Source organism: Modicisalibacter coralii, from assembly GCF_004117855.1.
Lineage (GTDB): Bacteria > Pseudomonadota > Gammaproteobacteria > Pseudomonadales > Halomonadaceae > Modicisalibacter > Modicisalibacter coralii.
Window position 1 is genome coordinate 67,850 of record NZ_QWBW01000006.1, and the last position, 24,251, is coordinate 92,100.

Below are 24,251 nucleotides of genomic sequence, written 5' to 3' on the forward strand. Positions count from 1 at the left end.
ACCCGATAGGCTCAGAATCACGATCAGCGAGTCGCCTAACGGTTTCCGGCGCCAGGGCCGCAGGCCCTCGCGCGATCACCGCGTACGAGACACGACAAGAACACCGACGCGGCACCGGCCCCTCTCCCGCTGGGCCGTCACCCCAGGAGGCGCCAATGACTACCCGCCAGCCCACCGCGACCCTGCTCGAAGGAAGCGGTACGGCGATCAACCAAGCCACCAACCTGCTCAAGGCCATGGCCAACGAGAACCGTCTGCGCATCCTCTGCCTGCTCGACGATGGCGAACTGTCGGTTTCCGAGCTCAATGCCCGCCTGGCACTGAGTCAGTCGGCCCTCTCGCAACATCTGGCGATCCTGCGCCGGGAAGGACTGGTCACCACCCGGCGTGCCTCGCAGACGATCTACTACTCGCTGCAGGGCGACCAGGCGCGCACCCTGGTCGACACCCTCGCCGGTCTCTACAACAGCGGCTGACCGCAGGCGTCAGCGCCGCTGCCAGCCACTGGCCTCCAGGGTCTCGTAGAGCCGCCGGAGGCTTCGCTCGACGCCGACCGAGGCCGCCAGGCCGACCCGTTCGGCCATCCCGCGGCGCTTCTCCAGGGCGACACTCAGCACCCGGGCACGGGCCATCCGCTCGAGCAGATAGGCTTCGCTGGTTCCCACGGCATCGATCAACCCCTTTTCCACGGCCTCGCTGCCGTACCAGGTCTCGCCGGTGGCGATGGCCTCGATGTCGAGCCCCGGTCGCCGCTCGCCGACGAAACGCTTGAACAGCGCGTGGGTGTTCTCGAGCTCATCGACGAACTTCTCGCGTCCCTCCTCGGTGTTTTCGCCGAAGACCGTCAGGGTCCGCTTGTAGCGTCCCGCGGTCAGCAGTTCGACATCGACGTCGTGACGCTTGAGCAGCCGATGCAGGTTGGGCAGCTGCGCGACCACCCCGATCGACCCGAGTACCGCGAACGGCGCGGCCTGCACGCGATCGGCGCAGCAGGCCATCATGTAACCGCCACTGGCCGCCACCTTGTCGACGCACACCGTGGTCGAGACCCCGGCCTGACGCAGTCGGTCAAGTTGCGCCGCCGCCAGGCCATAGGCGTGGACCAGCCCGCCCGCCGATTCGAGCCGCACCACCACCTCGTCGCCCGGTTCGGAGGCCTCGATCAGCAACGAGACCTCCTCCGCCAGGCGGGCGGTCCCGGACGCCTTGATGTCGCCATGGAAATCGATGACCCAGACCGTGGCACGGCGCTCGCCGCCCGGCTGGCGATCGCTGTGCTTGTCGTCGCGCTTGAAGGCCTTCTGCGCGAGCTTGCGTCGCTTCTTGTCCAGCGTGGCGAGTTTCAGGCGCCGCTGCCTGGCCCGGTAGCGGCCATTGAGTTCCTCGATTCTCAGGCGGCTGCGCGCCTGACCGCTACCTCGCCCCTTCGCGGCGACGGCGATCACCGCGACCGCCACCACCGTCAGGGTCACCGCTTCCGCGAGGAACAGCCCATAGTCCGACAACCATTCGTTCACGCTCGACTCCTTGTTCCGGCTACGCGTTGCGAATACTCTCGCTCGAGGCAACGACAAGGGCCTCTACCGGCGCCCCACTTGCTTCAAACGAGTGTCTTAAATATGCTCCCCGATACCATCGCCCATAGCAGGAAGCCGCAATGAGCAACACCCCCAGCGTCATCGACACCCTCAAGGCACGTTTCGATCCCCAGGCCGCCAAGGGCATGAACGAGACCTTCCAGTTCCTGATCAGTGACGCCGACGACTATTATCTCCAGATCGAGGATGGCACGCTGGACATCCAGCAAGGCGAACACGACGATCCCTCGGTCACGCTGAGCACCGACAGCGCCACGCTCAAGGGTGTCCTCAAGGGCGAATTGAACGGCATGCAGGCCTTCATGTCGGGGCGCCTCAAGGCCAGCGGCAACGTCATGCTGGCGACCAAGCTGTCACAGCTGTTTCCCTGACCCCTGCTCCCGCTTCCCGCAACGACGAGGGCCCCGCCGATTTGGCGGGGCCCTCGTCGTCATGCGTGCGGAAGCCTGGCATCAGGGGTGCTGACCGTCGTAATCCTCGACCCGGGCCTTGAGCTTCTGGCCGGGGCGGAAGGTCACGACGCGACGCGCCGAAATCGGAATCTCCTCACCGGTCTTGGGGTTGCGTCCCGGCCGTTCGCGCTTGTCGCGAAGATCGAAGTTGCCGAATCCGGACAGCTTCACCTGTTCGTTCTCGCGCAGACAGCCGCGAATCTCCTCGAAGAACGCTTCCACCATCGACTTGGCTTCGCGCTTGGATACGCCCAGCTCGGTATGCAGATGTTCGGCCAGCTCCGCTTTGGTCAACGCACCCATGATCACTCCCTCGTGCTGGATGACGGCATCAGCCTCGCAACTCGGCGCCGAAACGACGCTTGGACTCGGCAACGATAGCATCGACTAACTGATTGATTTCCTCATCATTCAGCGTGCGCGAAGGATGCTGCCAGGTCAAGCCCAGCGCAAGGCTCTTGTAGCCCTCGGCGACCCCCGCCCCCTGGTAGACGTCGAACAGGGCCAGATCGGCCAGCCATTCGCCGGCCTGCTCGCGCAGCGTGTCCAGCAGCGCCTGGACCGGCACGTCCTCGGCCACCACCAGCGCCAGGTCACGGCGCACTTCCGGGTAGCGGGAAAGCGGCACGAAACGCGGCAGTTGCCCTGCGACCAGCGCCTCCTGCTCGACCTCGAAGACGAAGGCATCGACCTTCAGCCCCAGCTCGCTGCGCACCGCCGGGTGCAGCGCACCGATCCAGCCGACCGGCACGCCGTCGCGCAGGACCCGCGCCGACTGCCCGGGATGCAGCGCCGGGTGGGGCTGTGCCTCGAAGCGCCACTGCCCCCCTTGCCCGCTCATCGCCAGGATGCTTTCCAGGTCGCCCTTGAGATCGAAGAAGTCGACCGTATCGCGTCCCGCCGTCCAGCCTTCGGGATCGCGCGACCCGCAGACTAGGGCGCCGACCATGGCGGTCTGCTCCAGGGCATCGAGTTCGCCGCGGAACACCAGGCCGGTCTCGAACAGTCGCACCCGGTTCTGCTGACGATTGAGGTTGTGCATCAGCGCCTTCACCAGCCCGGGAAACAGGCTGGCCCGCATCACCGACATGTCGCTGGAGATGGGGTTGGCCAGGCGCGGCGCGACCGCATCGGGGGCCAACAGCGCCTGCAGGTCCGGCGCGACGAAGCTGTAGCTGATCGCCTCCTGGTAGCCGCGAGCCACGAACTGGCGACGTAGCTGCGCCAGGGGGCGACGCGCCTCGTCATCGGCGCTCAACGCCAGGCGGGCCGCGGGGCGACGCACCGGAAGCCGGTTGTAACCGTAGATGCGCGCCAGTTCCTCGATCAGGTCCTCCTCGATCGCCACGTCGAAGCGCCAGCTGGGCACCTCGACCTGCCAGACGCCGGCGTCAGCGTCAGCGTCCACGACCCGCATGCCCAGCCGCTCGAGGATATCGACCATGTCCGCGTCGGGAATCGCCATGTCCAGACACTGCTGGACTCGCGCGGCCCGGAGGGTCACCCGACGCGCCGCGGGTAGATGATCGGGGCTCACCGTCTCGCTGATCGGCCCGGCCTCGCCGCCGGCGATCGCCAGCAGCAGCGCCGTGGCGCGCTCGATCGCCGGCAGGGTCAGGTCGGGGTCGACGCCGCGCTCGAAACGGTGCGAGGCGTCGGTGTGCAGGCCGTAGGTCCGCGCCTGGCCGGCCACCGCCAGCGGCGCGAAGAACGCTGATTCGAGGAAGACGTCACGGGTGGCGTCGCTGACCCCGGAGTGCTCGCCGCCCATCACGCCGGCGATCGCCAGCGGCTTCTCGGCATCGGCGATCAGCAGGGTGTCAGCGCGCAGGGTCACTTCCTGACCATCGAGCAGTACCAGGGTTTCGCCGTCACGGGCATGGCGCACGTCGATGGCCTGCGCGAGGTTGGCCAGGTCGAAGGCATGCATCGGCTGGCCGAGTTCGAGCATCACGTAGTTGGTGATGTCGACGACGGCATTGATCGGGCGCACGCCGCTGCGGCGCAGGCGTTCGACCATCCATAACGGCGTCTCGGCGCTGACGTCGATGCCGCGCACCACCCGCCCCACGTAACGTGGGCAGGCCTCGGGCGCACTGACCGCGACCGGAAAGACGACCTCGTGGGTCGCCGGCTGCTCGACCAGCTCGGGCGGGCGAACGGTCAGGCGATTGAGTGCCCCCACTTCGCGGGCCATGCCCTTGACGCTCAGGCAGTCGCCACGGTTGGGCGTCAGGTCGACCTCGATGGTCCGGTCGTCGAGGCCCATCCAGCCGCGGAAGTCCTCGCCCACCGGCGCACTGGCCGGCAATTCGAGAATGCCCGGCGAGGTCTCCTCTTCCAGCCCCAGCTCGGAGGCCGAGCAGATCATGCCCCGCGACTCCGCGCCGCGCAGCTTGGCCTTCTTGATCGTGAAGTCACCGGGCAGCACGGCACCGACCCGGGCGAAGGCCACCTTCTGGCCGGCGGCGACGTTGGGCGCGCCGCACACCACCTGGACCGGCTCGCCGGAGCCGTCGTCGACCCGGCACAGGCTGAGCTTGTCGGCGTCGGGGTGCGCCTCGCGACTGATCACCTCGGCGACGACCACGCCGGAGAACTCGGCCGCCACGTCGGCCACGGCGTCGACCTCCAGGCCCGCCATGGTGATCTGATCGGCCAGGGCCTGCGTCGACAGGCTCGGCGAGACCCACTCACGCAGCCATTGTTCGGAAAATTTCATCTTGAGATCCCGTCTCCTTGAGTCGCTCAGGCGAACTGACGCAGAAAGCGCAGATCGTTCTCGAAGAACAGACGCAGGTCATTGACCCCGTAACGCAGCATGGCCAGACGTTCCGCCCCCATGCCGAAGGCGAACCCGGTGTAGCTCTCGGCATCGATGCCCGAATGGCGGAAGACCTCGGGATGCACCATGCCGCAGCCCATGATCTCGATCCAGCCGCTGTGCGAGCAGACCCGGCAGCCGTCGCCGCTGCACATCACGCACTGGATGTCGACCTCGGCGGAGGGTTCGGTGAACGGGAAGTAGGACGGCCGGAAACGCACCGACAGATCGTCGCGCTCGAAGAAGGCGTGGAGGAAGTCCTCGATGGTGCCCTTGAGGTCGGCGAAGCTGACCCCCTCGTCGACCAGCAGCCCTTCGATCTGATGGAACATCGGCGTGTGGGTCAGGTCGGAGTCGCTGCGATAGACCCGCCCCGGGCAGACGATGCGGATCGGCGGTGCCTGGGTTTCCATGGTGCGCACCTGAACCGGCGAGGTATGGGTACGCAGCAGCCGGGTGGCATCGAAATAGAAGGTGTCGGCCATGCCCCGCGCCGGGTGATGCGCCGGGATGTTGAGCGCCTCGAAGTTGTGGTAGTCGTCCTCGATCTCGGGGCCCACGGCGACCTCGAAGCCGATATGGGCGAACAGCCCCTCGATCCGCTCGAGGGTGCGAGTCACCGGATGCAGCCCGCCCGCGACCCGGTCGCGACCCGGCAGGGTCACGTCGACACGCTCGGCGGCCAGGCGCGCCTCGAGCGCGGCCTGTTCGAGCGCGCGCCGACGCGCCTCGATGTCGCCGTTGAGCGCCTGCTTGGCCTGATTGATACGCTCCCCGGCCTGCGGACGTTCCTCGGCCGGCAACTGGCCCAGCGACTTGAGCAGCGCGGTGATCTCGCCCTTCTTGCCGAGATAGCGAACCCGGACCTCGTCCAGCGACGCGACCGTATCGGCGGCCTGGATGGCCTGACGCGCCTCGTTGACCAGAGTGGATAGATGCTCCATCCGTTACGCTCCGATTCTGGGTCGTGGGGCCCGAAGGCCCCAAAAAAAACAGGGGAAGAGCGGCTGCTCTTCCCCTGCGACGTTCACGATGAACCATCGGCAAGCCATGGCGGCCTCGCCGGTGTCATCATTTACTGGGCAGCCTTGGCCTTCTCGACGATAGCGGCAAAGGCAGCCTTTTCGTGAACCGCGAGATCGGCCAGGACCTTGCGGTCGATCTCGATACCGGACTTCTTGAGGCCGGCGATGAAGCGGCTGTAGGACAGGCCGTTCTGACGGGCCGCCGCGTTGATGCGCGAGATCCACAGGGCGCGGAACTGACGCTTGCGCTGACGACGGTCGCGGTAGGCATACTGGCCCGCCTTGATGACCGCCTGCTTGGCGACACGGAACACGCGAGACCGGGCACCGTAGTAACCCTTGGCCTGCTTCATGATTTTCTTGTGACGGCGGCGTGCGACCACACCACGCTTGACGCGAGTCATGGCAATCTCCTGACGTTAGATGAATTCGACCAAGGCGTTACAGGTTGGGCAGCATGCGACGGATCAACGGCTTGTCGGCGTCGTGGATCTGTTTCATGCCGCGCAGCTGACGCTTACGCTTGGTGGATTTCTTGGTCAGGATGTGACTGCGAAACGACTGCTTGTGCTTGAAGCCGTTGGCCGTCTTCTTGAAGCGCTTGGCAGCGCCGCTGTTACTCTTGATTTTCGGCATGGAGAGAGTCTCCGCTCGGGTTTCTTTAGAAAATCCGTGGCCGATAGCCGCCCGCTGGCGGCTATCCGTTCGACTGCCGTCGGATCACTTCTTCTTGGGGGCAAGGATCATGACCATCTGGCGCCCTTCCATCTTGGGGAAGGATTCCACATTGGCCAGTTCCTCGAGATCGGCGGCGATCCGTTCCATCAGCTTGCGGCCGATGTCCTGGTGCGCCATTTCACGACCTCTGAAACGCAGCGTGACCTTGCCCTTGTCACCACCTTCGAGGAAGCGCGTCAGGTTCTTGAGCTTGACCTGATAGTCCCCCTCGTCGGTGCCAGGCCGGAACTTGACTTCCTTGACCTGGATCTGCTTGGTCTTCTTCTTCTGAGCCGCTTTCTGCTTCTTCTGCTCGAAGAGGAATTTACCGTAATCCATGATCTTGCAGACGATGGGGTCGGCGTTGGAGATCTGCACGAGATCCATTCCCGCCGCCTCGGCCCGCTCCAGCGCTTCGCTGGTGGGCACGACGCCGACCTGTTCACCGTCGCTGTCGATCAACCGCACCTCGTCTTCACGGATGCGGTCGTTCATGGGAGGGCGCTTGTCCTGAGGACGTCCGCGCTGAGTATTACGCTTGATCGTTACGTCTCCGTTCTGGTTAACGTTGTCGTGTCAGCCCCGCTCAGCCTCGAGGCGGGCGATCAGGTCATCGACCGTGATGGTGCCCAAATCCTCGCCACTCCGGGTACGAACGGCGACTGAATCCGCTTCGACTTCCTTGTCCCCTACCACCAACAGGTACGGGACCTTCTGCAACGTATGTTCACGGATTTTAAAGCCGATCTTCTCGTTCCTCAAGTCCGCCTTGACGCGCAGGCCGATTTTCTGCAGGCGTTGCTCGACGGCCAGGGCGTAATCGCGCTGGGCATCGGTGATGGTCAGCACCACCGCCTGCTGAGGCGACAGCCAGAGCGGCATGGCGCCGGCGTAGTGCTCGATCAGGATACCGATGAAGCGCTCCATCGACCCGACGATGGCCCGGTGCAGCATGACCGGCGTGCGCCGCGCACCGTCCTCGGCGACGTACTGGGCGCCCAGACGCTCGGGCATCATGAAGTCGACCTGCATGGTACCGACCTGCCACTGGCGACCCAGGCAGTCCTTCATGTGGTATTCGATCTTGGGTCCGTAGAAGGCGCCCTCGCCGGGCAGCTCCTGCCACTCGACCTCGCAGGCCGACAGCGCCGAACGCAGGGCGGACTCGGCGCGATCCCAGACGGCGTCATCGCCGATCCGCTTGTCGGGACGCAGGGCGATCTTGACGGCGATGTCATCGAAACCGAAATCGCGATACACCTTCAGCGCCTGGCGGTGGAAGGCCGTGACCTCGGCTTCGACCTGCTCCTCGGTGCAGAACACGTGACCGTCGTCCTGGGTGAACGCCCGCACGCGCATGATGCCGTGCAGCGCACCCGAGGGTTCGTTGCGGTGACAGCCGCCGAACTCGCCGTAGCGCACCGGCAGTTCCCGATAGCTGCGCAGTCCCGAATTGAAGACCTGAACGTGCCCCGGGCAGTTCATCGGCTTGAGCGCGTACTCGCGCTTCTCCGACTCGGTGAAGAACATGTTCTCGGCGTAGTTGTCCCAGTGGCCGGACTTCTTCCACAGCGACACGTCCATGATCTGCGGGCAGCGCACTTCCTGGTAACCGCTCTCGCGATAGACGTTGCGCATGTATTGCTCGACCACCTGCCACAGCGTCCAGCCCCGCGGGTGCCAGAAGATCATGCCCGGCGCCTCTTCCTGCATGTGGAAGAGGTCGAGCTTGCGCGCCAGCTTGCGGTGGTCGCGCTTCTCCGCCTCCTCGAGCCGCTTGAGATAGGCCTTGAGCTGCTTCTTGTCGCCCCAGGCGGTGCCGTAGATGCGCGTCAGCATCGGTTTCTCGGCGTCGCCGCGCCAGTAGGCACCGGCCAGCTTGGTGAGCTTGAAGGCCTTGAGGTGGCTGGTGTTGGGCACGTGCGGACCGCGGCACATGTCCGTGTATTCTTCGTGATGATAGAGGCGGATGGTCTCGCCTTCGGGAATCTCGCGGACGATCTCCTGCTTGTAGGGCTCGTCGCGATGCAGGAAGGTCAACATCGCCTGATCGCGATCGACGTACTCGCGCACCACATCGTAGCCCTTGTCGATCAGCGCCTTCATGCGCTGCTCGATGGCCTCGAGGTCCTCGGGGGTCACCGAACGGCCGAAGTCGATGTCGTAGTAGAAGCCGTCCTCGATCACCGGGCCGATCGCCATCTTGGCATCGGGGTACAGCTGCTTGACCGCGTGCCCGATCAGGTGGGCGCAGGAGTGACGAATGATCTCGAGGCCTTCCGGGTCACGCGCGGTGATGATGGCCACCTCGGCATCATGGTCGATGACATCGGCGGCATCGACCGGCACGCCGTCGATCTTGCCGGCTACGCAGGCCTTGGCCAGACCGGGGCCGATCGATTCGGCGAGTTGCATGATACTGAGCGGGGCATCGAACGTGCGCTGACTGCCGTCCGGGAGAGTCACGATGGGCATGGGTATCCTCGTGCGCAGTGGTGATCCATACCAGGGATCACATGTCGCGGAATCAGGGTGTATGGCTGGGGCGAGGCGAGCATCGTCATCCGGCCAACACACCCACCGCTCGGCGTCGGACCGTGCAGCGGCGTGAGACGGTGGCGGACGTCGGCGCTCGCGAGAGGTCAGACATTAGCAGTTGCCGGGGCGCGACGTCCAGCAGCACCGGCCCGGCGCACCCATGAAAAAGGGGCGCCGCTGGCGCCCCTCTTCGCAACCGACGACCGGACTGGCCGGCCGTCGTCTCGCCGATGTCTTACTGAGTCCACTCACCCAGTTCGACACGACGGTTCTGAGCACGACCTGCAGCCGTCTCGTTGGTGGCGATCGGATCGCTCTCGCCGTAACCGATGGCCTTCATGCGATCAGAGGCGATGCCCTGAGCGTTCAGGTAGTCCTTGACGGACTCGGCGCGACGCTGAGACAGGTCCTTGTTGTAGGCTTCGGTACCGATGGAGTCGGTATAGCCTTCAACACGGACGCGGACCTGACCGTTGGCTGACAGCTTGTCGGCCACGCCGTCGAGGATGCTCTCGGCCTGAGAGGTCAGCTTGGCGGAGTCGAACTCGAAGTTGACGTCGTGCAGGACCACGTCGGCTTCACAGCCCAGCGCGTTGACCTCGGCACCGGCCGGGGTGTCCGGGCACTGGTCCATGTAGTCGGGTACGCCGTCACCGTCGGAGTCCAGCGGGCAACCGGAGGCGTTCACCTCGACACCGGCCGGGGTTCCCGGGCACTCGTCCATGTAATCGGGTACGCCGTCACCGTCGGTGTCCAGCGGGCAGCCGTCGGCATCCACCGCGACACCCGCCGGGGTGTTCGGGCACTGGTCACGATCGTCCGGGACGCCGTCACCGTCGCTGTCGCCCACCTTGCTGCCGTAGTCGGCGCACAGCAGGGCACCCGCCGTCGCACCCGCCACGCTACCGATGGCTGCGCCATCGTCCTCGTCGGCATCGCCGCTCGAGGCATAGCCGATGCCGCCGCCGATCAGGCCGCCGGCCAGACCGCAGACGAAGGGTGACTGGTACCAAGCATCCTGCTGGGTATCGCCCATGGACTGAGTGCCGGAGCTGGCACAGCCCGACAGGCCAATCACGAAAGCGGAACCAAGCAGCAAGCCAGTCGTTGATTTCTTCATGTAAGACTCCTTCTTAACACAGCGCTCGTCGTAACGTGTCGTTACTCAGCGGGTTCAAAACAGCCTAGAACCCAATAATTCGGGGGCGATGAGTCCTCTCATACACTCCCCGGAAAAGAAAGCACATCCGACGCCCGTCGGCCAGTGCTCTCCATCCTTCTTTGCCGCGGTCATCAACGACAATCGCATTACATCATAGCAGTTACAATCGTGACGCAATGCATGAAACGATGCAAATGACGCTTACTGTACCAGTCTTGTACAACACTTCAGGCGCTCGCTCGTCCCAGATGATGCTCGACGAGCCCGTGAAACAGGTCCACGGCCCGTTCGAGCAGTTCGTCGGGAAAATCGTAGGCCGGATGATGCAAGGGACGGCACTGCTCGCCACTGCCGAGGGTGAACATCGCCCCTTCGCCGCAAGCCAGCAATACCCCGAAATCCTCGGACCAGCGATGCGCCTCGTCCAGCCGGTGCACGGGCATGTCGAGCGAGCCGGCGACGCTTTCGATGACCTCGACGGCCGCCGGGGCATTGACGGTCGCCGAGAAGACGTCGCTCCAGTCGATCTCGACCCCCAGTTGCTCCTCCTCGGCCTCGGCACGCACCAGCGATACCGAGGCCTCGGCCAGGGCCCGCATCATGTCGTCGCTGGCCGTGCGCAGGGTGGCCATGACCTCGGCCTGGCCCGGCGAGGTGCCGAATGCCACCTCACCCAGCCGGGCGTGAATCAGGGTGATCATCACCAGCCCCAGGTCGTCCGGCAACTGCTGGGGAAGACGCTTCAGCCCCTGGAGAATGCGGCACATCGCCATCGCCGGACTGCGTCCCTGCTCGGGATGCGCGGCGTGCGCGCACAGCCCGTTGAGGCGCACGGTGAGGCCGCGGGATGCACAGCTGAACGCCCCGGGGCGCACCGAGACCTCGCCCAGCGGCCGTCCGGGCAGGTTGTGCATGGCGTAGACGAAATCGGGACGAATCTCGGCAAAGGCCGCCGCATCGACGATCCGCCCGGCGCCGTCGCCGGTTTCCTCGGCCGGCTGGAACAGCAGCACCACTTCGCCGCTCCGGGGACGCTGCCGCGCCAGACGCTGAGCAACGCCCAGCAGGGCGCTCATGTGGCCATCGTGGCCACAGCTGTGGGCAACGGCGTCGTGACGCGAGCGCCAGGCCGTGCCGGCCGCCTCGCGGATCGGCAGGCCGTCGAGCTCGGCGCGCAGCATCACCCGGGGGCCGGGCTCGGCGCCGCGAAAGACACCGGCCACGCCGTGCCCCCCCAGCCCCCGCAGGACACGGTCGGCACCGGCCTGCTCGAGCCAGTCGGCCACCCGCGTGGCGGTTCGCGACTCGTCGCCGGAGAGCTCCGGAGCGGCATGCAGCGCATGGCGAATCTCGGCGAGGGGGGTGTCCAGCAACGACAACGACATCACGAGGCTCCCGAACGGACGATCAATGGAGGCTGGCCGGCCAGCGCTGCTTGAAATCGAGTACCGCCTGAGCCGCGGCAAGCACCTCGCGACGCAGGTCCGACTCGACCGCCAGACGCTCGCGATCCTCGCCCATCCGCTCGCGCGGGGTCAGCGCCGCGCGCGCGGCGTGCGTATGCAGATGCGAGGTGCGCCGATGGACCTCGGCAAAGACCCGAAAGGCGTCGCGTTCGACCAGCCCGGGGTCGATGATCTCGAGAAGCACCTTGCAGCGCAGGGAGCCTTCGGTCAGGTCGACCTGTTCGGCCAGCATCGCCCGGGCGAGGCCATCGAGGCTCTCCAGACAGTTGTGGTTGGCGCGCTGGACCTCTTCCTCGCGGAAGCGCTTGCGGCGGCCGACCTCCCGCCACAGCGAATAGGCATAGCCGGCGAGCCCGGCGATCAGGATCAGGCCGACCAGCAGCAGCAGCCAGGCCGTCGTTTCTGTCATGCGCGCCTCATGCGGTTCACTTGCGAGTGCGCGCAGTATACGCGGGCACCGTCATGGACCCAAGCGTCGCGATCGGGCGACGAATGCAGCGTAGCGAAGCGCTTGACTCGGCTCTTAGCGCGTTGATTGGCTATCCTCTAGGCTCGGCACGAAAACTGCCTGCGCTCGTCGGCTTTTCGGACAAATCCTCGGGGGCCCGACCATGCCCGATGGCGGGCCCGGCAGGACAGGAATGCGGCGGATTCGACGCCCGCCAGCGATGACGGAACATGCAAGGAGGCACCTCATGGCGAACGATAACGACACCCGGCAACAAGCGGCGCCGCCCTCGCTCGCCGCACGTATCGGCTTCTGGCTGGGCCCTGCCTGGGTCGTCATGGTCCTGCTCGTTCCGGCACCGGCGGGGATGTCGCCCGCGGCCTGGCACTGTGCGGGCATGGCCCTGCTGATGGCGACCTGGTGGTCGACGGAAGCGATTCCCATCCCGGCCACCGCCCTGCTCCCCCTGGTGCTGGTACCGGCCCTGGGAATCGGCGACATCGATCCCACGGCCGCCAGCTACGCCGACCCGATCGTCTTCCTGTTCCTGGGCGGCTTCCTGCTGGGGCTCGGCATGCAGCGCTGGGATCTGCACCGGCGCATCGCCCTCAAGGTCCTGCAGATCGTCGGTCATCAACCGCGTCGCCAGATCGCCGGCTTCATGATCGCCACCGGCTTCCTCAGCATGTGGGTCTCCAATACCGCCACCAGCATCATGATGCTGCCGATCGGCATGTCGGTGATCAGTCTGCTCGACGACCGTGACCCGCAGGAACTCAACCGCTACGCCACGTCGCTGCTGCTGGCGATCGCCTATGCCGCCAGCATCGGCGGGATCGCGACACTGATCGGCACACCGCCCAACGCGCTGCTCGCCGGTTACCTCGCCAGCGACCGGGGCATCGAGATCGGCTTTGCACAATGGATGATCGTGGGCATCCCGGTCAGCGTGATCATGATGGTCGCCGCCTGGCTGTGGCTGACCCGCGGCGGCTTCTCGCTGGGTTCCGGCGAGGACAGCGCGCAGTTGGTGCGCGACCAGCTGGCCGAGCTGGGCGCCCTGTCGACGGCGGAGCGCCGCGTCGGGGCGATCTTCCTGCTCGCCGCCTTGGCCTGGGTCACGAGACCGTTGATCAACGATGCCGGCCTCGGGTGGGTGTCGGATACCGGTATCGCCATCGCCGCCGGTCTGCTGCTGTTCATTCTGCCCAGCGGCCAGCGGGGCCACCGGCTGCTGAGCTGGGAACAGGCGCGTGACCTGCCCTGGGGCGTGCTGTTGCTGTTCGGCGGCGGCCTGGCGCTGGCGGGGGTCATCAAGCGTTCCGGTCTCGCGGAGTGGATCGCCAACCACCTGTCGGTGTTCGGCGCCCTGCCGCTGATCGGCCTGGTGGGCATGGTGGTGCTGGTGATCATCTTCCTCACCGAAGTGACCTCCAACACTGCCACCTCGGCCGCCTTCCTGCCGCTGCTCGGAGCACTGGCGCTGTCGCTCGACGTCTCGCCGATCCTGATCACCGTGCCCGCCGCCATCGCCGCCAGTTGCGCCTTCATGATGCCGGTGGCGACACCGCCCAACGCCATCGTCTTCGCCACCGGCCACATGCGAATCCAGTCGATGATCCAGGCGGGCTTCGTGCTCAACCTGATCGGCACCCTGGTGGTTACCGGCGTGGTCTACTTCCTGCTCACGACGTTCTGGTGAGCCATGACCTCGATCAGCATTCCGGCACATGACGTCAGAACGCCGAGGCACACCCTGCGGCAACGCCTATACTCAACCCACGCTCGACGCGACGGGAGGTTCGTATGGCAACGCGCAAGTCCAGAACCGGCAACGACGCTTTGGCCTCTCTGCTGAACGGCGACTCGCTGCCCAGCTGGTGGATGCAGCAGTGGCTGGAGTCCACGGCGCCGATCACGCGGATGCAACTGGCCTGGCTGCAGACCATGAGCGAGGCCATGCAGCACGAAGCCGAGTTTCTCAAGGTCGTCGCCACGTCCAGTGAAAAGCTCGCCCGCTGCGCCTGGGATCCCGAGGCGCTGCGCGATCCCTCGGCGCTCTCCTCCTGCTACCAGCAGGCCGCCTCCGAGGTGGCCAATGCCGCGGCCCGGCGTTTCAGCAAGGTCAGCGAACTCAGCCACGACCTTCGCGAGCGTATCTGGGACGAGATCTGAGAGGGTGTTTACAAAGTCGGCGAGCGAAGGCAAGACAAGGCAAAATCGGCCGAAAAAACGGAGTTTACACGGAGTAAATGAGTATTTTGAGGCCGATTTTAACGCCGTATTGTCGAGCGCAGGCATTTTGTAAACACCCTCTGACGCCGGCTCACACTCCGAACAGCGCGACGATCGCCGGCAGCACGAAGGCGGTGAGCATGCCGGTGAGCCCCATGGCCAGTCCCGCGAAGGCGCCCGCCATCGCCCCGACCGAGGCGAAGCAGTACGCGGTGCCGAAGCCATGAGCGGCCAGCCCCATGGTGAACCCCTTGACGCTGGGGTCCTCGATGCGCAGCCAGCGAAAGATCCACGGACCCAGCGTGCAACCGATCGACCCGGTGAGCAGGACCAGCGCCGCCGCCAGCGAGGGGATGCCACCGATCTGCTCGGCGATGCCCATGGCGATCGGCGAGGTGACCGAGCGAGGCGCCAGCGACAGTAGCACTTCGGGCTGCGCCCCCATCAGCAGGGCAATGCCCAGTGTCGAACTCACCGCCGTGACGATACCCGCGAGACAGGCAACCAGGATCGGCACCAGCATGCGGCGCACCCGCTCGCGATGGTCGAACAGCGGAATCGCCAGCGCCACCGTGGCCGGCCCCAACAGAAAGTGGATGAACTGCGCGCCCTCGAAATAGCTCGCGTAGTCGATGCCGGTCAGCAACAGGAAGCCGATCAACAGGGCGATGGCCACCAGAACCGGATGCGCGAAGGTGGAATGCCCCGCCAGGCGATGGAGGTGCGTGGCCAGATAGAAGGCCACCAGCGTCGCCAGCAGCGATACCAGGGGGTTGCCGGACAGGTAGACCCAGAGCTGATCGAGCCCCGTCAGATTCATGAGTCACCCCCGCCCCAACGCCGCTTCGCCAGCACGTCGAGCACCTTGGCGGTCACCGCCAGGGTCAGTCCGGTGGATACCACCAGGGTCACGGCGAGTATGCCCAGATCCTCGCCGATCAACCCGAAATGCGACATGATCCCCACCCCGGCGGGCACGAACAGCAGGGTCAGATAACGCAGCAAGCCCTCGCCGGCCGTTCGCAGGGCGCTGGGCACCCGACCGTTGACCATCAGGGCCACCAGCAGCACGACCATCCCCATCACCGGCCCGGGCACCGGCAGCGACAACGCCCTGACCAGCAACTCACCGATGAACTGACAACCCAGCAGTACGCTCATACCGACGATCAACGGCATCTCTCTCCCCTTCTGGCAACGCTTGCGACCAGCATGATACTACGAAAGTCGCACATCTCGAGCCGAGGCCGACCCTCTGCCACGTCCATCAGCGACAAGCGATTGAATGCCAAGCGTAATTTCCACTTGCATTTGATCGAGGAATCGTTAGTATATGCCTCGTCCTGCGGCGAACACTTCAGCGAATGCTGATGAAGTCGCGACATTGTCGGAGCGTGGCGCAGCTTGGTAGCGCGCTGCAATGGGGTTGCAGAGGTCGCTGGTTCGAATCCAGTCGCTCCGACCAAAAGGATTAACGAAAACCGCCGCTCACGGGTCAACCGAAGCGGCGGTTTTTCGTTGCCGTCAAGATTTTGTCAAAAAATTGTCAAAACGCTATGGGGTTGACCTGTTTCCAGAGGGCGTCATCTCCTGCCGGGATGACTCCGGCGCCCTCTTGCCTGCCGGAAAGCCATCCTCGATTCCCGCCGGTGACGAAACCTGCCAGGGTGCTGAAGGCCTCCATCACCTGGCCGAGCTCCTCCATCTGGACGATGGTCGCGTCGACGCGCATCGCCCGGACGTACAGGTTGCCGTCCCGGTCGGCGTCTCGGTCTTCAGCAGAGAGATGGCGATAGCGGTGACTCATGGCAACACCGTACCTCATGGGTCACATGTTGCGCTTGATCATTGAGACCAACCACCCTAGCTACCCGCAAGGACCCGAAGACTGGCAAAACGCAACACGCACGCCAGTTTGGCCTGAAAGCATGGCCTATCCTGGTCCCGACCGGGCAGCTTAATCTGGACATTTAACCTAGGTAGATAGGAAAGGGGCCTTTCGAGGCCCCTTTCTCTATATTAGTAAGAATTGATACAACAGAAAGAGCTATGACTGACCCCGACCGTGTTGAAGATCGGCTACGAGCTGACCAAGAAGTTGCTCCGTCCGGTGACTGGGTTGAGAGAGCGACGCGCAAGGTGCGGCATCACCAATGCTGTCAGCGTCATCAGTCGTGTCAGCGACAGGCGGGATTTGCGCCAGAGCATCACTCCTCTGGCCTTGGCCGAACTTCGCCCGATCCATTGGTTCAACAGGATCCAGGCTGGACAGAGGCGCCGAAAACAGATGGCGATTTGCAGTGACACCGGCAGGCATAGCGAGCTCTCCTTGCTGCTTCAGTAATAGGACTGGACCACTTCGTTCCGACAAATCTTCACCCAATGATAAGGGCGGTGCCATCGAAGGATAGTACAGGTGCCGTCCCGACCGGAGCGATCAGGCCTGCCGTAAATCAGTCGTGCATCCCCTTCCGTCATCCCGGGGATCACCACGCCCTGCGCCCGGGCCTGGTCATACTTTGATTCCTCAGTCTGGCTGTGCAGATCGCGGACCCTGGCACGTTCACGGGCGAGATCGGCCTTGAGGCGCTGTTGCTCCTCGCGCTTACGGCGTTGCTCGGCCAGATCGAAGCGAGGTTCGGGGGAGCCGACCGTGGAGAGGTTACTGCCGACCTCGACGGACTGGCGCTCATCGCCACAAGGGTAGTCCTGAAACGTTGCCGTGCCGTCGATCGTACAGCGATAGATGTCAGCAGCCTGGGCGGACACCACGGCCGACAGAGCCGCCGTTGCGATCACACCCGCCAATGCCTTTGCAATGAGCCACTTACGCATAACCGACTCCGGTTAGATTCAAGAGTGGCATCCCTGCCCAAGGGCACCGCCCCTTATCGCTATCCATGAAACGCTTGAATACTGTACCCGGGTTTAACGGTGTGTCCACTGCTGCTGGGCAAGATCACTCGCCGATCAGCATCAGGTCGCCGTGCTGCACCAGCAAGGCATCATCGGTGATCAGCACGTCCTCCTCGAGGCTGGTGCGGCAAGGGCGATTCAGTCCTTCGCCGAGCTCACAGAGCAGAGAATTGGCAATCGCCGCCAAAACATCATGCCGTTGCGATGATAACGCGACCGTTCCTAGAACATCTTCCCGGGCAACCACAGGGTCAGCGCGGGAAGCGCCGCCAGCAGTACCAGACGCACCACATCCGCCAGGATGAACGGCAGGATTCCGCGGATCACCGTTCGCTGGGTCAGATGAGGCTGAGTGGCCTGGACCACGAACAGGTTCATGCCGATGGGCGGGGTGATCAGGCCGATCTCGGCCACCGTCACCACGAGCACGCCGAACCACACCATGTCGAAATCCAGCGAGGCCGCGACCGGCGCCAGGAACGGCACGGTCAGCAGGATCATCGACATGGCATCCATGAAGCAGCCCAGGATGATGTAGAACAGCATGATCAGCACCAGCACCATGGCCGGCGACAGGCCGCTGGCCTCGATACCGTCGATCAGCGCGCTGGGCAGCCCGGTGGTTTCCAGGAAATAGTTGAACAACGACGCGCCGATCAGGATGAAGAAGATCATCCCGGTCAGGCCCGCGGTCTCCCGCACCGCCCCCCACAGCGCCCGGCGATCGAGCTCCCCGGAAATCAGCGCCAGGCCGAAGGCACCAACGGCCCCCACCGCGGCGGCTTCGGTGGGCGAGAACCAGCCCATATAGATGCCCCCGATCACCAGCGCGAAGAGCAATAGCACGCCCCAGACCCGACGCAGGGTAGCCAGCCGTGTGCCCCACCCCGCCCGGGGCGTGGAAGGCGCCAGATGCGGGGCCATGCGTACCCGCACGATGATCGCCAGCCCATAGAGCACCGCCCCGATGATCCCGGGCAGGATGGCGCCAATGAACAGCTGGCCGATCGAGGTCTGGGTGAGGATGCCGTAGATCACCAGCAGGATGGAGGGCGGGATCAACACACCCAGCGTACCGCCCGCGGCGATGGAGGCGGATGACAGCGAGCCATCATAGCCGCGCTTCTCCATCTCCGGGATCGCCACGCGCCCCATGGTCGCGACCGTGGCCAGGGACGACCCGCAGATGGCACCGAAGATGGCGCAGGCGCCGACCCCGGTGACGGCGAGCCCGCCTCGGACATGACCCAGGAAGCTGTTGACCATGTCGAACAGCGAGCGCGACAGCCCGGCGCGCGCGGCAAAGACCCCCATCATCACGAACAGCGGCACGACACTCAGCGAGTACGGGAAGATCGCCTCGAAGGGTGACGAGCCGAGAATGAACCCGGCCCCCATGAGCCCGTTCAGCCACCAGAAGCCGCCGACCCCCACCAGCGCCATGGCCACCGCGACCGGGAAGCCGAAGGCGATCAACGCCAGTGTCAGGCCGAAACCGGCCAGACCGAGCATCGCACCACTCATGAGGCGACCTTCGAGGCTGTGGCCGGCCGAGAGGACGGCAGCAGGCCGAGTCCGGTCCCGACGATGGAGAGACCGACGCCAAACAGCAGCGGCATCCAGTAATAGAAGATCGGAATGCCCAGTTGCTGCGAACGATCGCCGAACATGACCTGCTGCTGGAAGGTGGCGTAACAGAAATAGAGCATTACACCCAGCAACGTCATGGCGGCCAGCCCGGCGACGCCCCGCAACACGCTCGTCAACTGACGAGGCAGGGACTCGACGAGCAGATCCACGCCCACATGGGCCCCGGTCATGAAGGCGTAGGGAATGACCAGCCAGGCCCCGCCCAGCACGAACAGCTGGACCAGGTCGACCACGCCGGGTACGGGGTGGTCGACCTGGCGACCGATGATGTCGGCCACCGTCAGCAGCGCGGCCGCCGCATAGGCCGCGACGCCGATCACGGCGGTCAGCGTGACCAGGGATCGCAAGGCGGTTATCACGTAGCGCATAAACAGGGTCACCCTAAAGACGGCGGGCCGTCACCCTGACGGGCGCCGCCCACGCGAGGAGGCTCAGGAGGCGTCGTCTTGCTGCTTCTCGGCGAGCAGCTCGCGCATGCGTTCGTAGATCTCCCGCGCGTTGTCGACCCCGTGATCGGCGGTCTCCTGGATATACGCCTCGGTGGTGGGCTGCAGCGCCTCGCGCCAGCGCTCACGCTCGGCGTCCGTCAGGTGGGTGATGACATCCCCGGAGGCCACGGCCTCCTCGCGGCCGGCGGCATCCCACTTGTCCCACCAGTCTCCGAACTTGGCCACCAGCGAGTCCCCCGACGCCTCGTCGATGCACGCCTGGACGTTCCCGGGCAACGAGTCGTACTTGCGCTGATTCATCACGAAGAAAAACGGGACCGTATAGGCGCCGGCGTCCAGGTGATAATGCAGCACCTCGTTCAGGCCGAACGACTTCACCGGGTCCCAGGGGAAGACGGTTCCGTCAATCACGTGCTTCTGGATGTTCTCGTAGACCTCGCCCGGCGGCAGACCCTGCGGGGTGGCCCCCAGCGCCGTAAGCATCTGCGAGACGGCAGGGCTGGGAGTCCGCAGGCGCAGCCCCTGCATGTCCTCCATGGTTTCCACCTTCTTGTCCGCCGTGTGGACGAGCCCACCGTTGTGGGCATGCAAGGCGAGCACCTTGAGGCCGCGATATTCGGGTGCCAGGTACTCGGGATACATCGCCCACAGCGTCTCGCTGGCGGCCCCGGCGTCACGAGTCATGAACGGCAACTCGATCAACGAGGTGCGCGGAAAGCGCCCGCGGGGGATGCCCTGAAGGCCGTGCGCGATATCCACGACCCCGGCCAGCACCTGCTCCTGCTGCTTGGCGACGTTGCCCAGCTGCGTGCCGCCCGGATAGATCTTGAACTGGACCTCGCCGTTGGTGCACTGGGTGACCTGCTCGGTCCAGGGCACGATGAAATCGGTATGGATGCCATGCACGGGAGGCAGGTAATGGCTGACCTTGAGCGTGGTCTGGGCGGAGGCGGCTTGCGACATCAGCAGCGTCGCGCCGGCGACTAGCGTGGCCAGGGTGAGTGTCTTGTTGTTCACGGGGAACTCCTGATTGCTCCGCAGGCGCGGAGGTGGGGTTGGTCTTGTTGTTCGGCCGTCAGGGGCCAGGAGGAAGTCGTTATCGATCAACTAGAGCCCCAGCACGAGCTTGCCGCACTTCGCGCGGGAACAGCAGGTCATCATGCGCCGGTTGGCGGTTCGCTCGTCGGCGGTCAGGACCTTGTCGCGGTGGTCAACCTCGCCCGCCATGACGGCCACCTCGCAGGTACCGCACAGCCCTTCTTCACAGTCGCTGGGCACGTCGACACCGACCGCGCGCAGCGCCTGCAGCACGGTCTGGTCGGCGGCCACGGGCACGGTCAGTTCGGAGTCCGTCAGCTCCACCTCGAAGGCTTGCTCCTGGCGAGGATCGAGGATCGCCTGACCCGCGCTGAAGTGTTCAACATGGATGGCATCCGCGTCGTCCCGGGTGAGTTCCGCCAGCGCACCGAGCAGACGTTCCGGGCCACAGGCATAGACCGGGGCCTCGCCGCGTCCGGCCAGGACGGCGGGAAGGTCGAGGCGCCGTCCGGCGTCCGCGGGATACAGGTGCAGACACTCACCATGATCCCGTGTCAGACGCGCCAGCAGCGGCATGGCGGCTCGGGAACAGCCGCCGTAGTGGATGGTATAACGCTTGCCGAGCCGCTTGAGGCGATCCGCCATGGCGATGATCGGAGTAATGCCGATGCCTCCGGCGATCAACAGGTAGTCGTCGGTGGTCTCGTCCAGCCGGAAATGGTTGCGCGGGCCACGCAGACGCACCCGGGCCTGTGGCTCGACCGTGTCATGGATGTAGCGGGAGCCGCCCCGCCCCGGTGCTTCCCGGCGGATGGCGATTTCCAGGCGATGTTCGTCGTCCGGGTCACCGCACAGGGAATACTTGCGCGTGACGTCGCCTACGGTCAGATCGATGTGGGACCCCGGCGTCCAGCGCGGCAGCGGTCGCCCGCGCGGATCTTCCAGCACCAGACGGATGACATCGGGCGTCTCGCGGATGACCCGAGTCACCACCGCCTCCCGCTCGGCATCTCGCCGGGAGGGCGCGCCCAGCGGGAAGTCGCGCCCCTGCTCACGGATCGAGCCATCGCGACGTTCGGGGTTCTGGGTCGGGTCCCAGCGCACCCACAAGTGCTCCGGGCCACGGAACGAGGTATTGGGCACGAAGCTGAACGTCTGCTCGGGAACCAGGGCCATGTGCGGCAGGCGACGCGTGAATTCTTCGAGGAAGATACGCATCTCCAGGCGGGCGAGGTTCTTGCCCATGCACTGGTGGCTGCCGTAGCCGAAGGTCAGGTGATCGGTGGTGTTGTCCCGGTAGATGTCCAGCTCGTCGGGATTCTCGAAGTGCCGGCCGTCGTGGTTGGCCGAGGCACTGACGATCAACAGCTTCGCCCCCTCGGGGATCGTCACGTCGCCGACCCGTGTATCGGTCGTGGCGATACGCCGCCAGGCGGCCACCGACCCCGACAGACGCAGGCACTCTTCGACGGCATTGGGGATCAACGACGGGTTGGCGCAGAGATCTTCCCAGACCGCGCGATTTTCCAGCAGCAGGCGCAACATGTTGGCGGTGGCATGCGCCGTGGTCTCGTGGGCGGCGACGATGCCGGCCATCATCATCGAATGCAGGTAGGAGTCGGTGACCACCTCCGGCAGCTCCTGCTGGCGGCGAATGGCGTACTTCATCCAGCCGTGGCCGGAAGGGTCCTGTCGCATCTTCTCCAGGACCTGGCCGGCATATTGCCAGAACTTGCCCACCGCCTCGGCGACGGCCACCTGCTCGTCCGGCGAGGGGCGTCCCCAGGTATTCACCGTGTGGGCAATGGAGTACTCGCGCAGCGTGTCCATGTCCTCCTCGGGCACACCGAGAAAGTGCAGCGCCACGGTCAGAGGGATTTCCCAGAGCATTTCATCGACCAGGTCCGCCTCGCCCTTGTCGACCAGCCGATCCAGATAGTCACGCGTCAGGTGCCGCACCATGGGTTCGTGATGGGCCAGCTCGTCCAGTTCGAAGGACGTCATCAGGGCGCGGCGGCGCTCCATGTGGGCCGGTTCGTCCTCGTTGACCAGGGTGCGGTTCATGGCATAGCCGTAGCGCTTGAGCGTGTCCTGTGCGGCCTGGGTGACGGGCGTGATCTTCTCCAGGGCAATGGACGGCGAGAACGTCCGGTTGTCGCGGAAGATAGCCTTCACATCGGCGTAACGGCTGACCACCCAGTAGCCGAGCCTGGGACTGTAGAAGACCGGTTCCTGATCGCGGGACCAGCGCAGCGCCTCCGCCGGGTCCAGTTGATAGTCGCGTTCGAAGGGGTCGAACGCTGCCGCCTGCGGCGATACCGGACAGCCGTTCGGCGCGACATCGAAGGCATGAGAGGCGGAGGCGTGAAAAGGACAACGTCCCTCGTCGGCGCGCGGTGAGGTCCGGGGCGTGGGCATGGCGAGTCTCGTTATTTACTTTTATTGAAAAGACTTGTTCTGTGAACGAACATAGGTAAGCCCTCGACCGGGGTCAAGGGGCGGACAGCTGAGACCCCGGGCTTTCTAGCCCAAAGTCTAAGAGGGTGTTTACAAATCAGGCGAGCGAAGGCAAGACAAGGCAAAATCGGCCGAAAAAGCGGAGTTTACACGGGGTAAATGAGCATTTTGAGGCCGATTTTAACGCCGTATTGTCGAGCGCAGGCATTTTGTAAACACCCTCTAAGCAGTGATTTCTGAACGGCGAGCCTGCACGATGAGTCAGTTGCAAACCCTCGATCGGGGTCTCCAGGCCCTGAAGATCATCGCCCGCCACCCGGGCGGCCTGAGCATTGCCGAGCTGGCGGAAGCGCTGGGGATCAACCGGGCGATCGTCTACCGCATCGTCGCGACACTGGAGGCTAACGCCCTCGTCTATCGCCGCAAGGACGGGGCCATCTGCCTGGGCGGGGGGATTCTCGGCCTCGCCGCGCAATTCGAGCCGCAGTTACGCAGCGTGGCCGAACCCTTGCTGCGCCGCCTGGCCCGCGAGACGAACGCCACCGCCTACCTGTCCGCCGCCCAAGGCGACGAGTGCGTAGCCTTGATGGTGGCCGAACCCGAAGAGGCATTGCTCCGGGTCGGCTACCGGGTGGGGAGCCGACACCCCCTGACCATCGGCGCCGCCGGCATTGCCATCCTCTCGGCGCGCCCCGAGTCCGAATCGGACAGCGACGCGGTACGCGACGCTCGCCGCCAGGGCTACAGCATTACCCGCGGGCAACTTCAGCGTGGCGCCGTAGGCGTGGCCTGTCCGCTGTGCGATCCGGCATCCCGCTCGGGCTTCGAAGGCAGCGTCGGCGTCGTGGCACTGGACGACCTGGATGCCGACGCGGCGGCAAGTGCCATTCAGGCCTGTGTGGCACGACTCAACGATCTGATGGCGTGACCTCATGATGCGAGAAGATCCTGGGTGGTCGGACAGTGCCGGAACGCCGGGAACCGGGACGGAGATCCTCCGCGTTACGGGAAAGCTCCAAACCGTCTCTGGGGAAACGGGGCCGGCTTGGTACGTGATGACAGCACCGCAGGCCGTTACGTCTCGCTCGTCATCATCGGAATGGCTGAACGACTCCCCACCAAGGGCGACATCGCGGAAATCTCAGCTTGCATGCGGGTCGGTTTTGGGGAGGTCTTCGTGGCTTGAAGCGCTCAGCACACAACTCAGCACACAAAGAGAAGGCCCACCCTCGCGGGCAGGCCTCCAAGCGCTGCGTCTCCTTGCTGGCTGACCACG

At 65.1% G+C, this 24,251-nt stretch carries 25 protein-coding genes and 1 tRNA gene; 6 read left to right on the forward strand and 20 right to left on the reverse strand.

Annotation, left to right across the window (positions count from 1 at the left end; translation table 11 throughout):
- Positions 1–155: 155 nt before the first annotated feature.
- Positions 156–476, forward strand: coding sequence for an ArsR/SmtB family transcription factor (locus D0901_RS00815; protein ID WP_129138392.1), 321 nt, complete (start codon positions 156–158; stop codon positions 474–476).
- A gap of 9 nt (positions 477–485) precedes the next feature.
- Here the strand turns inward: D0901_RS00815 and sohB are convergent, their stop codons facing one another.
- Positions 486–1,517 carry a protease SohB gene (gene sohB, locus D0901_RS00820; RefSeq protein ID WP_129138393.1) on the reverse strand — a complete coding sequence of 344 codons (1,032 nt, stop codon included), beginning with the start codon at positions 1,515–1,517 and terminating at the stop codon, positions 486–488.
- A 140-nt stretch (positions 1,518–1,657) separates the two neighbouring features.
- On the opposite strand from sohB, the gene D0901_RS00825 reads away from it, so the two are divergent.
- The gene (locus D0901_RS00825; protein ID WP_129138394.1) at positions 1,658–1,969 is read left to right on the forward strand and encodes an SCP2 sterol-binding domain-containing protein; all 312 of its coding nucleotides are present in this window, start codon (positions 1,658–1,660) and stop codon (positions 1,967–1,969) included.
- A gap of 81 nt (positions 1,970–2,050) precedes the next feature.
- Here the strand turns inward: D0901_RS00825 and ihfA are convergent, their stop codons facing one another.
- The 10 genes from ihfA to D0901_RS00875 all read right to left on the reverse strand — a co-directional run bounded on the left by ihfA (position 2,051) and on the right by D0901_RS00875 (position 12,191).
- On the reverse strand, positions 2,051–2,353 hold the full coding sequence (gene ihfA / locus D0901_RS00830; RefSeq protein ID WP_129138395.1) for an integration host factor subunit alpha: 303 nt from the start codon (positions 2,351–2,353) through the stop codon (positions 2,051–2,053).
- Between the two features lie 28 nt (positions 2,354–2,381).
- Positions 2,382–4,772: a phenylalanine--tRNA ligase subunit beta gene (gene pheT, locus D0901_RS00835; protein WP_129138396.1), complete on the reverse strand. Its 2,391-nt coding sequence runs from the start codon at positions 4,770–4,772 to the stop codon at positions 2,382–2,384.
- 26 nt (positions 4,773–4,798) lie between these two features.
- Positions 4,799–5,818, reverse strand: coding sequence for a phenylalanine--tRNA ligase subunit alpha (gene pheS / locus D0901_RS00840; RefSeq protein WP_129138397.1), 1,020 nt, complete (start codon positions 5,816–5,818; stop codon positions 4,799–4,801).
- A 131-nt stretch (positions 5,819–5,949) separates the two neighbouring features.
- On the reverse strand, positions 5,950–6,303 hold the full coding sequence (rplT, locus tag D0901_RS00845; protein ID WP_129138398.1) for a 50S ribosomal protein L20: 354 nt from the start codon (positions 6,301–6,303) through the stop codon (positions 5,950–5,952).
- Between the two features lie 37 nt (positions 6,304–6,340).
- Positions 6,341–6,535, reverse strand: a complete 195-nt coding sequence (rpmI, locus tag D0901_RS00850; RefSeq protein ID WP_129138399.1) for a 50S ribosomal protein L35 — start codon at positions 6,533–6,535, stop codon at positions 6,341–6,343.
- Between the two features lie 84 nt (positions 6,536–6,619).
- A complete protein-coding gene (gene infC / locus D0901_RS00855; protein ID WP_267899200.1) occupies positions 6,620–7,159 on the reverse strand; it encodes a translation initiation factor IF-3 in 540 nt (179 codons plus the stop codon).
- 33 nt (positions 7,160–7,192) lie between these two features.
- Positions 7,193–9,091: a threonine--tRNA ligase gene (thrS, locus tag D0901_RS00860; RefSeq protein ID WP_129138401.1), complete on the reverse strand. Its 1,899-nt coding sequence runs from the start codon at positions 9,089–9,091 to the stop codon at positions 7,193–7,195.
- Positions 9,092–9,389: 298 nt separating this feature from the next.
- Entirely contained in the window at positions 9,390–10,274 is an 885-nt protein-coding gene (locus D0901_RS00865) for an OmpA family protein (protein ID WP_129138402.1), read from the reverse strand.
- Between the two features lie 269 nt (positions 10,275–10,543).
- Positions 10,544–11,701: an amidohydrolase gene (locus tag D0901_RS00870; protein ID WP_129138403.1), complete on the reverse strand. Its 1,158-nt coding sequence runs from the start codon at positions 11,699–11,701 to the stop codon at positions 10,544–10,546.
- A 22-nt stretch (positions 11,702–11,723) separates the two neighbouring features.
- Positions 11,724–12,191, reverse strand: a complete 468-nt coding sequence (locus D0901_RS00875; protein WP_129138404.1) for a DUF2489 domain-containing protein — start codon at positions 12,189–12,191, stop codon at positions 11,724–11,726.
- Positions 12,192–12,477: 286 nt separating this feature from the next.
- On the opposite strand from D0901_RS00875, the gene D0901_RS00880 reads away from it, so the two are divergent.
- Entirely contained in the window at positions 12,478–13,932 is a 1,455-nt protein-coding gene (locus D0901_RS00880; RefSeq protein ID WP_129138405.1) for an SLC13 family permease, read from the forward strand.
- Between the two features lie 104 nt (positions 13,933–14,036).
- On the forward strand, positions 14,037–14,405 hold the full coding sequence (locus D0901_RS00885) for a hypothetical protein (RefSeq protein ID WP_129138406.1): 369 nt from the start codon (positions 14,037–14,039) through the stop codon (positions 14,403–14,405).
- Positions 14,406–14,556: 151 nt separating this feature from the next.
- On the opposite strand, the gene D0901_RS00890 is transcribed toward D0901_RS00885, so the two are convergent.
- Positions 14,557–15,285 (reverse strand): LrgB family protein, encoded by a 729-nt coding sequence (locus D0901_RS00890; RefSeq protein ID WP_129138407.1) that lies wholly within the window; start codon positions 15,283–15,285, stop codon positions 14,557–14,559.
- The gene (locus D0901_RS00895) at positions 15,282–15,644 is read right to left on the reverse strand and encodes a CidA/LrgA family protein (protein ID WP_129138408.1); all 363 of its coding nucleotides are present in this window, start codon (positions 15,642–15,644) and stop codon (positions 15,282–15,284) included. The genes D0901_RS00890 and D0901_RS00895 overlap by 4 nt, the downstream gene beginning before the upstream one ends.
- A 209-nt stretch (positions 15,645–15,853) precedes the next feature.
- Here D0901_RS00895 and D0901_RS00900 point away from each other — a divergent pair.
- A tRNA-Pro gene (locus D0901_RS00900) sits at positions 15,854–15,930 on the forward strand.
- Positions 15,931–16,011: 81 nt separating this feature from the next.
- Here D0901_RS00900 and D0901_RS00905 read toward each other — a convergent pair.
- The 7 genes from D0901_RS00905 to D0901_RS00930 form a co-directional block, all read right to left on the reverse strand.
- Positions 16,012–16,272: a hypothetical protein gene (locus D0901_RS00905; protein WP_129138409.1), complete on the reverse strand. Its 261-nt coding sequence runs from the start codon at positions 16,270–16,272 to the stop codon at positions 16,012–16,014.
- 530 nt (positions 16,273–16,802) lie between these two features.
- Positions 16,803–17,300, reverse strand: a complete 498-nt coding sequence (locus tag D0901_RS00910; protein ID WP_129138410.1) for a DUF4124 domain-containing protein — start codon at positions 17,298–17,300, stop codon at positions 16,803–16,805.
- 124 nt (positions 17,301–17,424) lie between these two features.
- Positions 17,425–17,568 (reverse strand): hypothetical protein, encoded by a 144-nt coding sequence (locus D0901_RS20840; RefSeq protein ID WP_162500793.1) that lies wholly within the window; start codon positions 17,566–17,568, stop codon positions 17,425–17,427.
- A 35-nt stretch (positions 17,569–17,603) separates the two neighbouring features.
- On the reverse strand, positions 17,604–18,905 hold the full coding sequence (locus D0901_RS00915) for a TRAP transporter large permease (RefSeq protein WP_129138411.1): 1,302 nt from the start codon (positions 18,903–18,905) through the stop codon (positions 17,604–17,606).
- Complete coding sequence (locus D0901_RS00920) at positions 18,902–19,399, reverse strand: TRAP transporter small permease (protein ID WP_129138412.1); 498 nt, start codon at positions 19,397–19,399, stop codon at positions 18,902–18,904. The genes D0901_RS00915 and D0901_RS00920 overlap by 4 nt, the downstream gene beginning before the upstream one ends.
- 63 nt (positions 19,400–19,462) lie before the next feature.
- Positions 19,463–20,497, reverse strand: a complete 1,035-nt coding sequence (locus D0901_RS00925; RefSeq protein WP_233440314.1) for a TRAP transporter substrate-binding protein — start codon at positions 20,495–20,497, stop codon at positions 19,463–19,465.
- A 90-nt stretch (positions 20,498–20,587) separates the two neighbouring features.
- Entirely contained in the window at positions 20,588–22,936 is a 2,349-nt protein-coding gene (locus D0901_RS00930; RefSeq protein WP_129138413.1) for a cytochrome P450/oxidoreductase, read from the reverse strand.
- Between the two features lie 295 nt (positions 22,937–23,231).
- Here D0901_RS00930 and D0901_RS00940 point away from each other — a divergent pair, with 295 nt between their 5' ends.
- Positions 23,232–23,903 (forward strand): IclR family transcriptional regulator, encoded by a 672-nt coding sequence (locus D0901_RS00940; RefSeq protein WP_129138414.1) that lies wholly within the window; start codon positions 23,232–23,234, stop codon positions 23,901–23,903.
- The last annotated feature ends 348 nt before the right edge of the window (positions 23,904–24,251 follow it).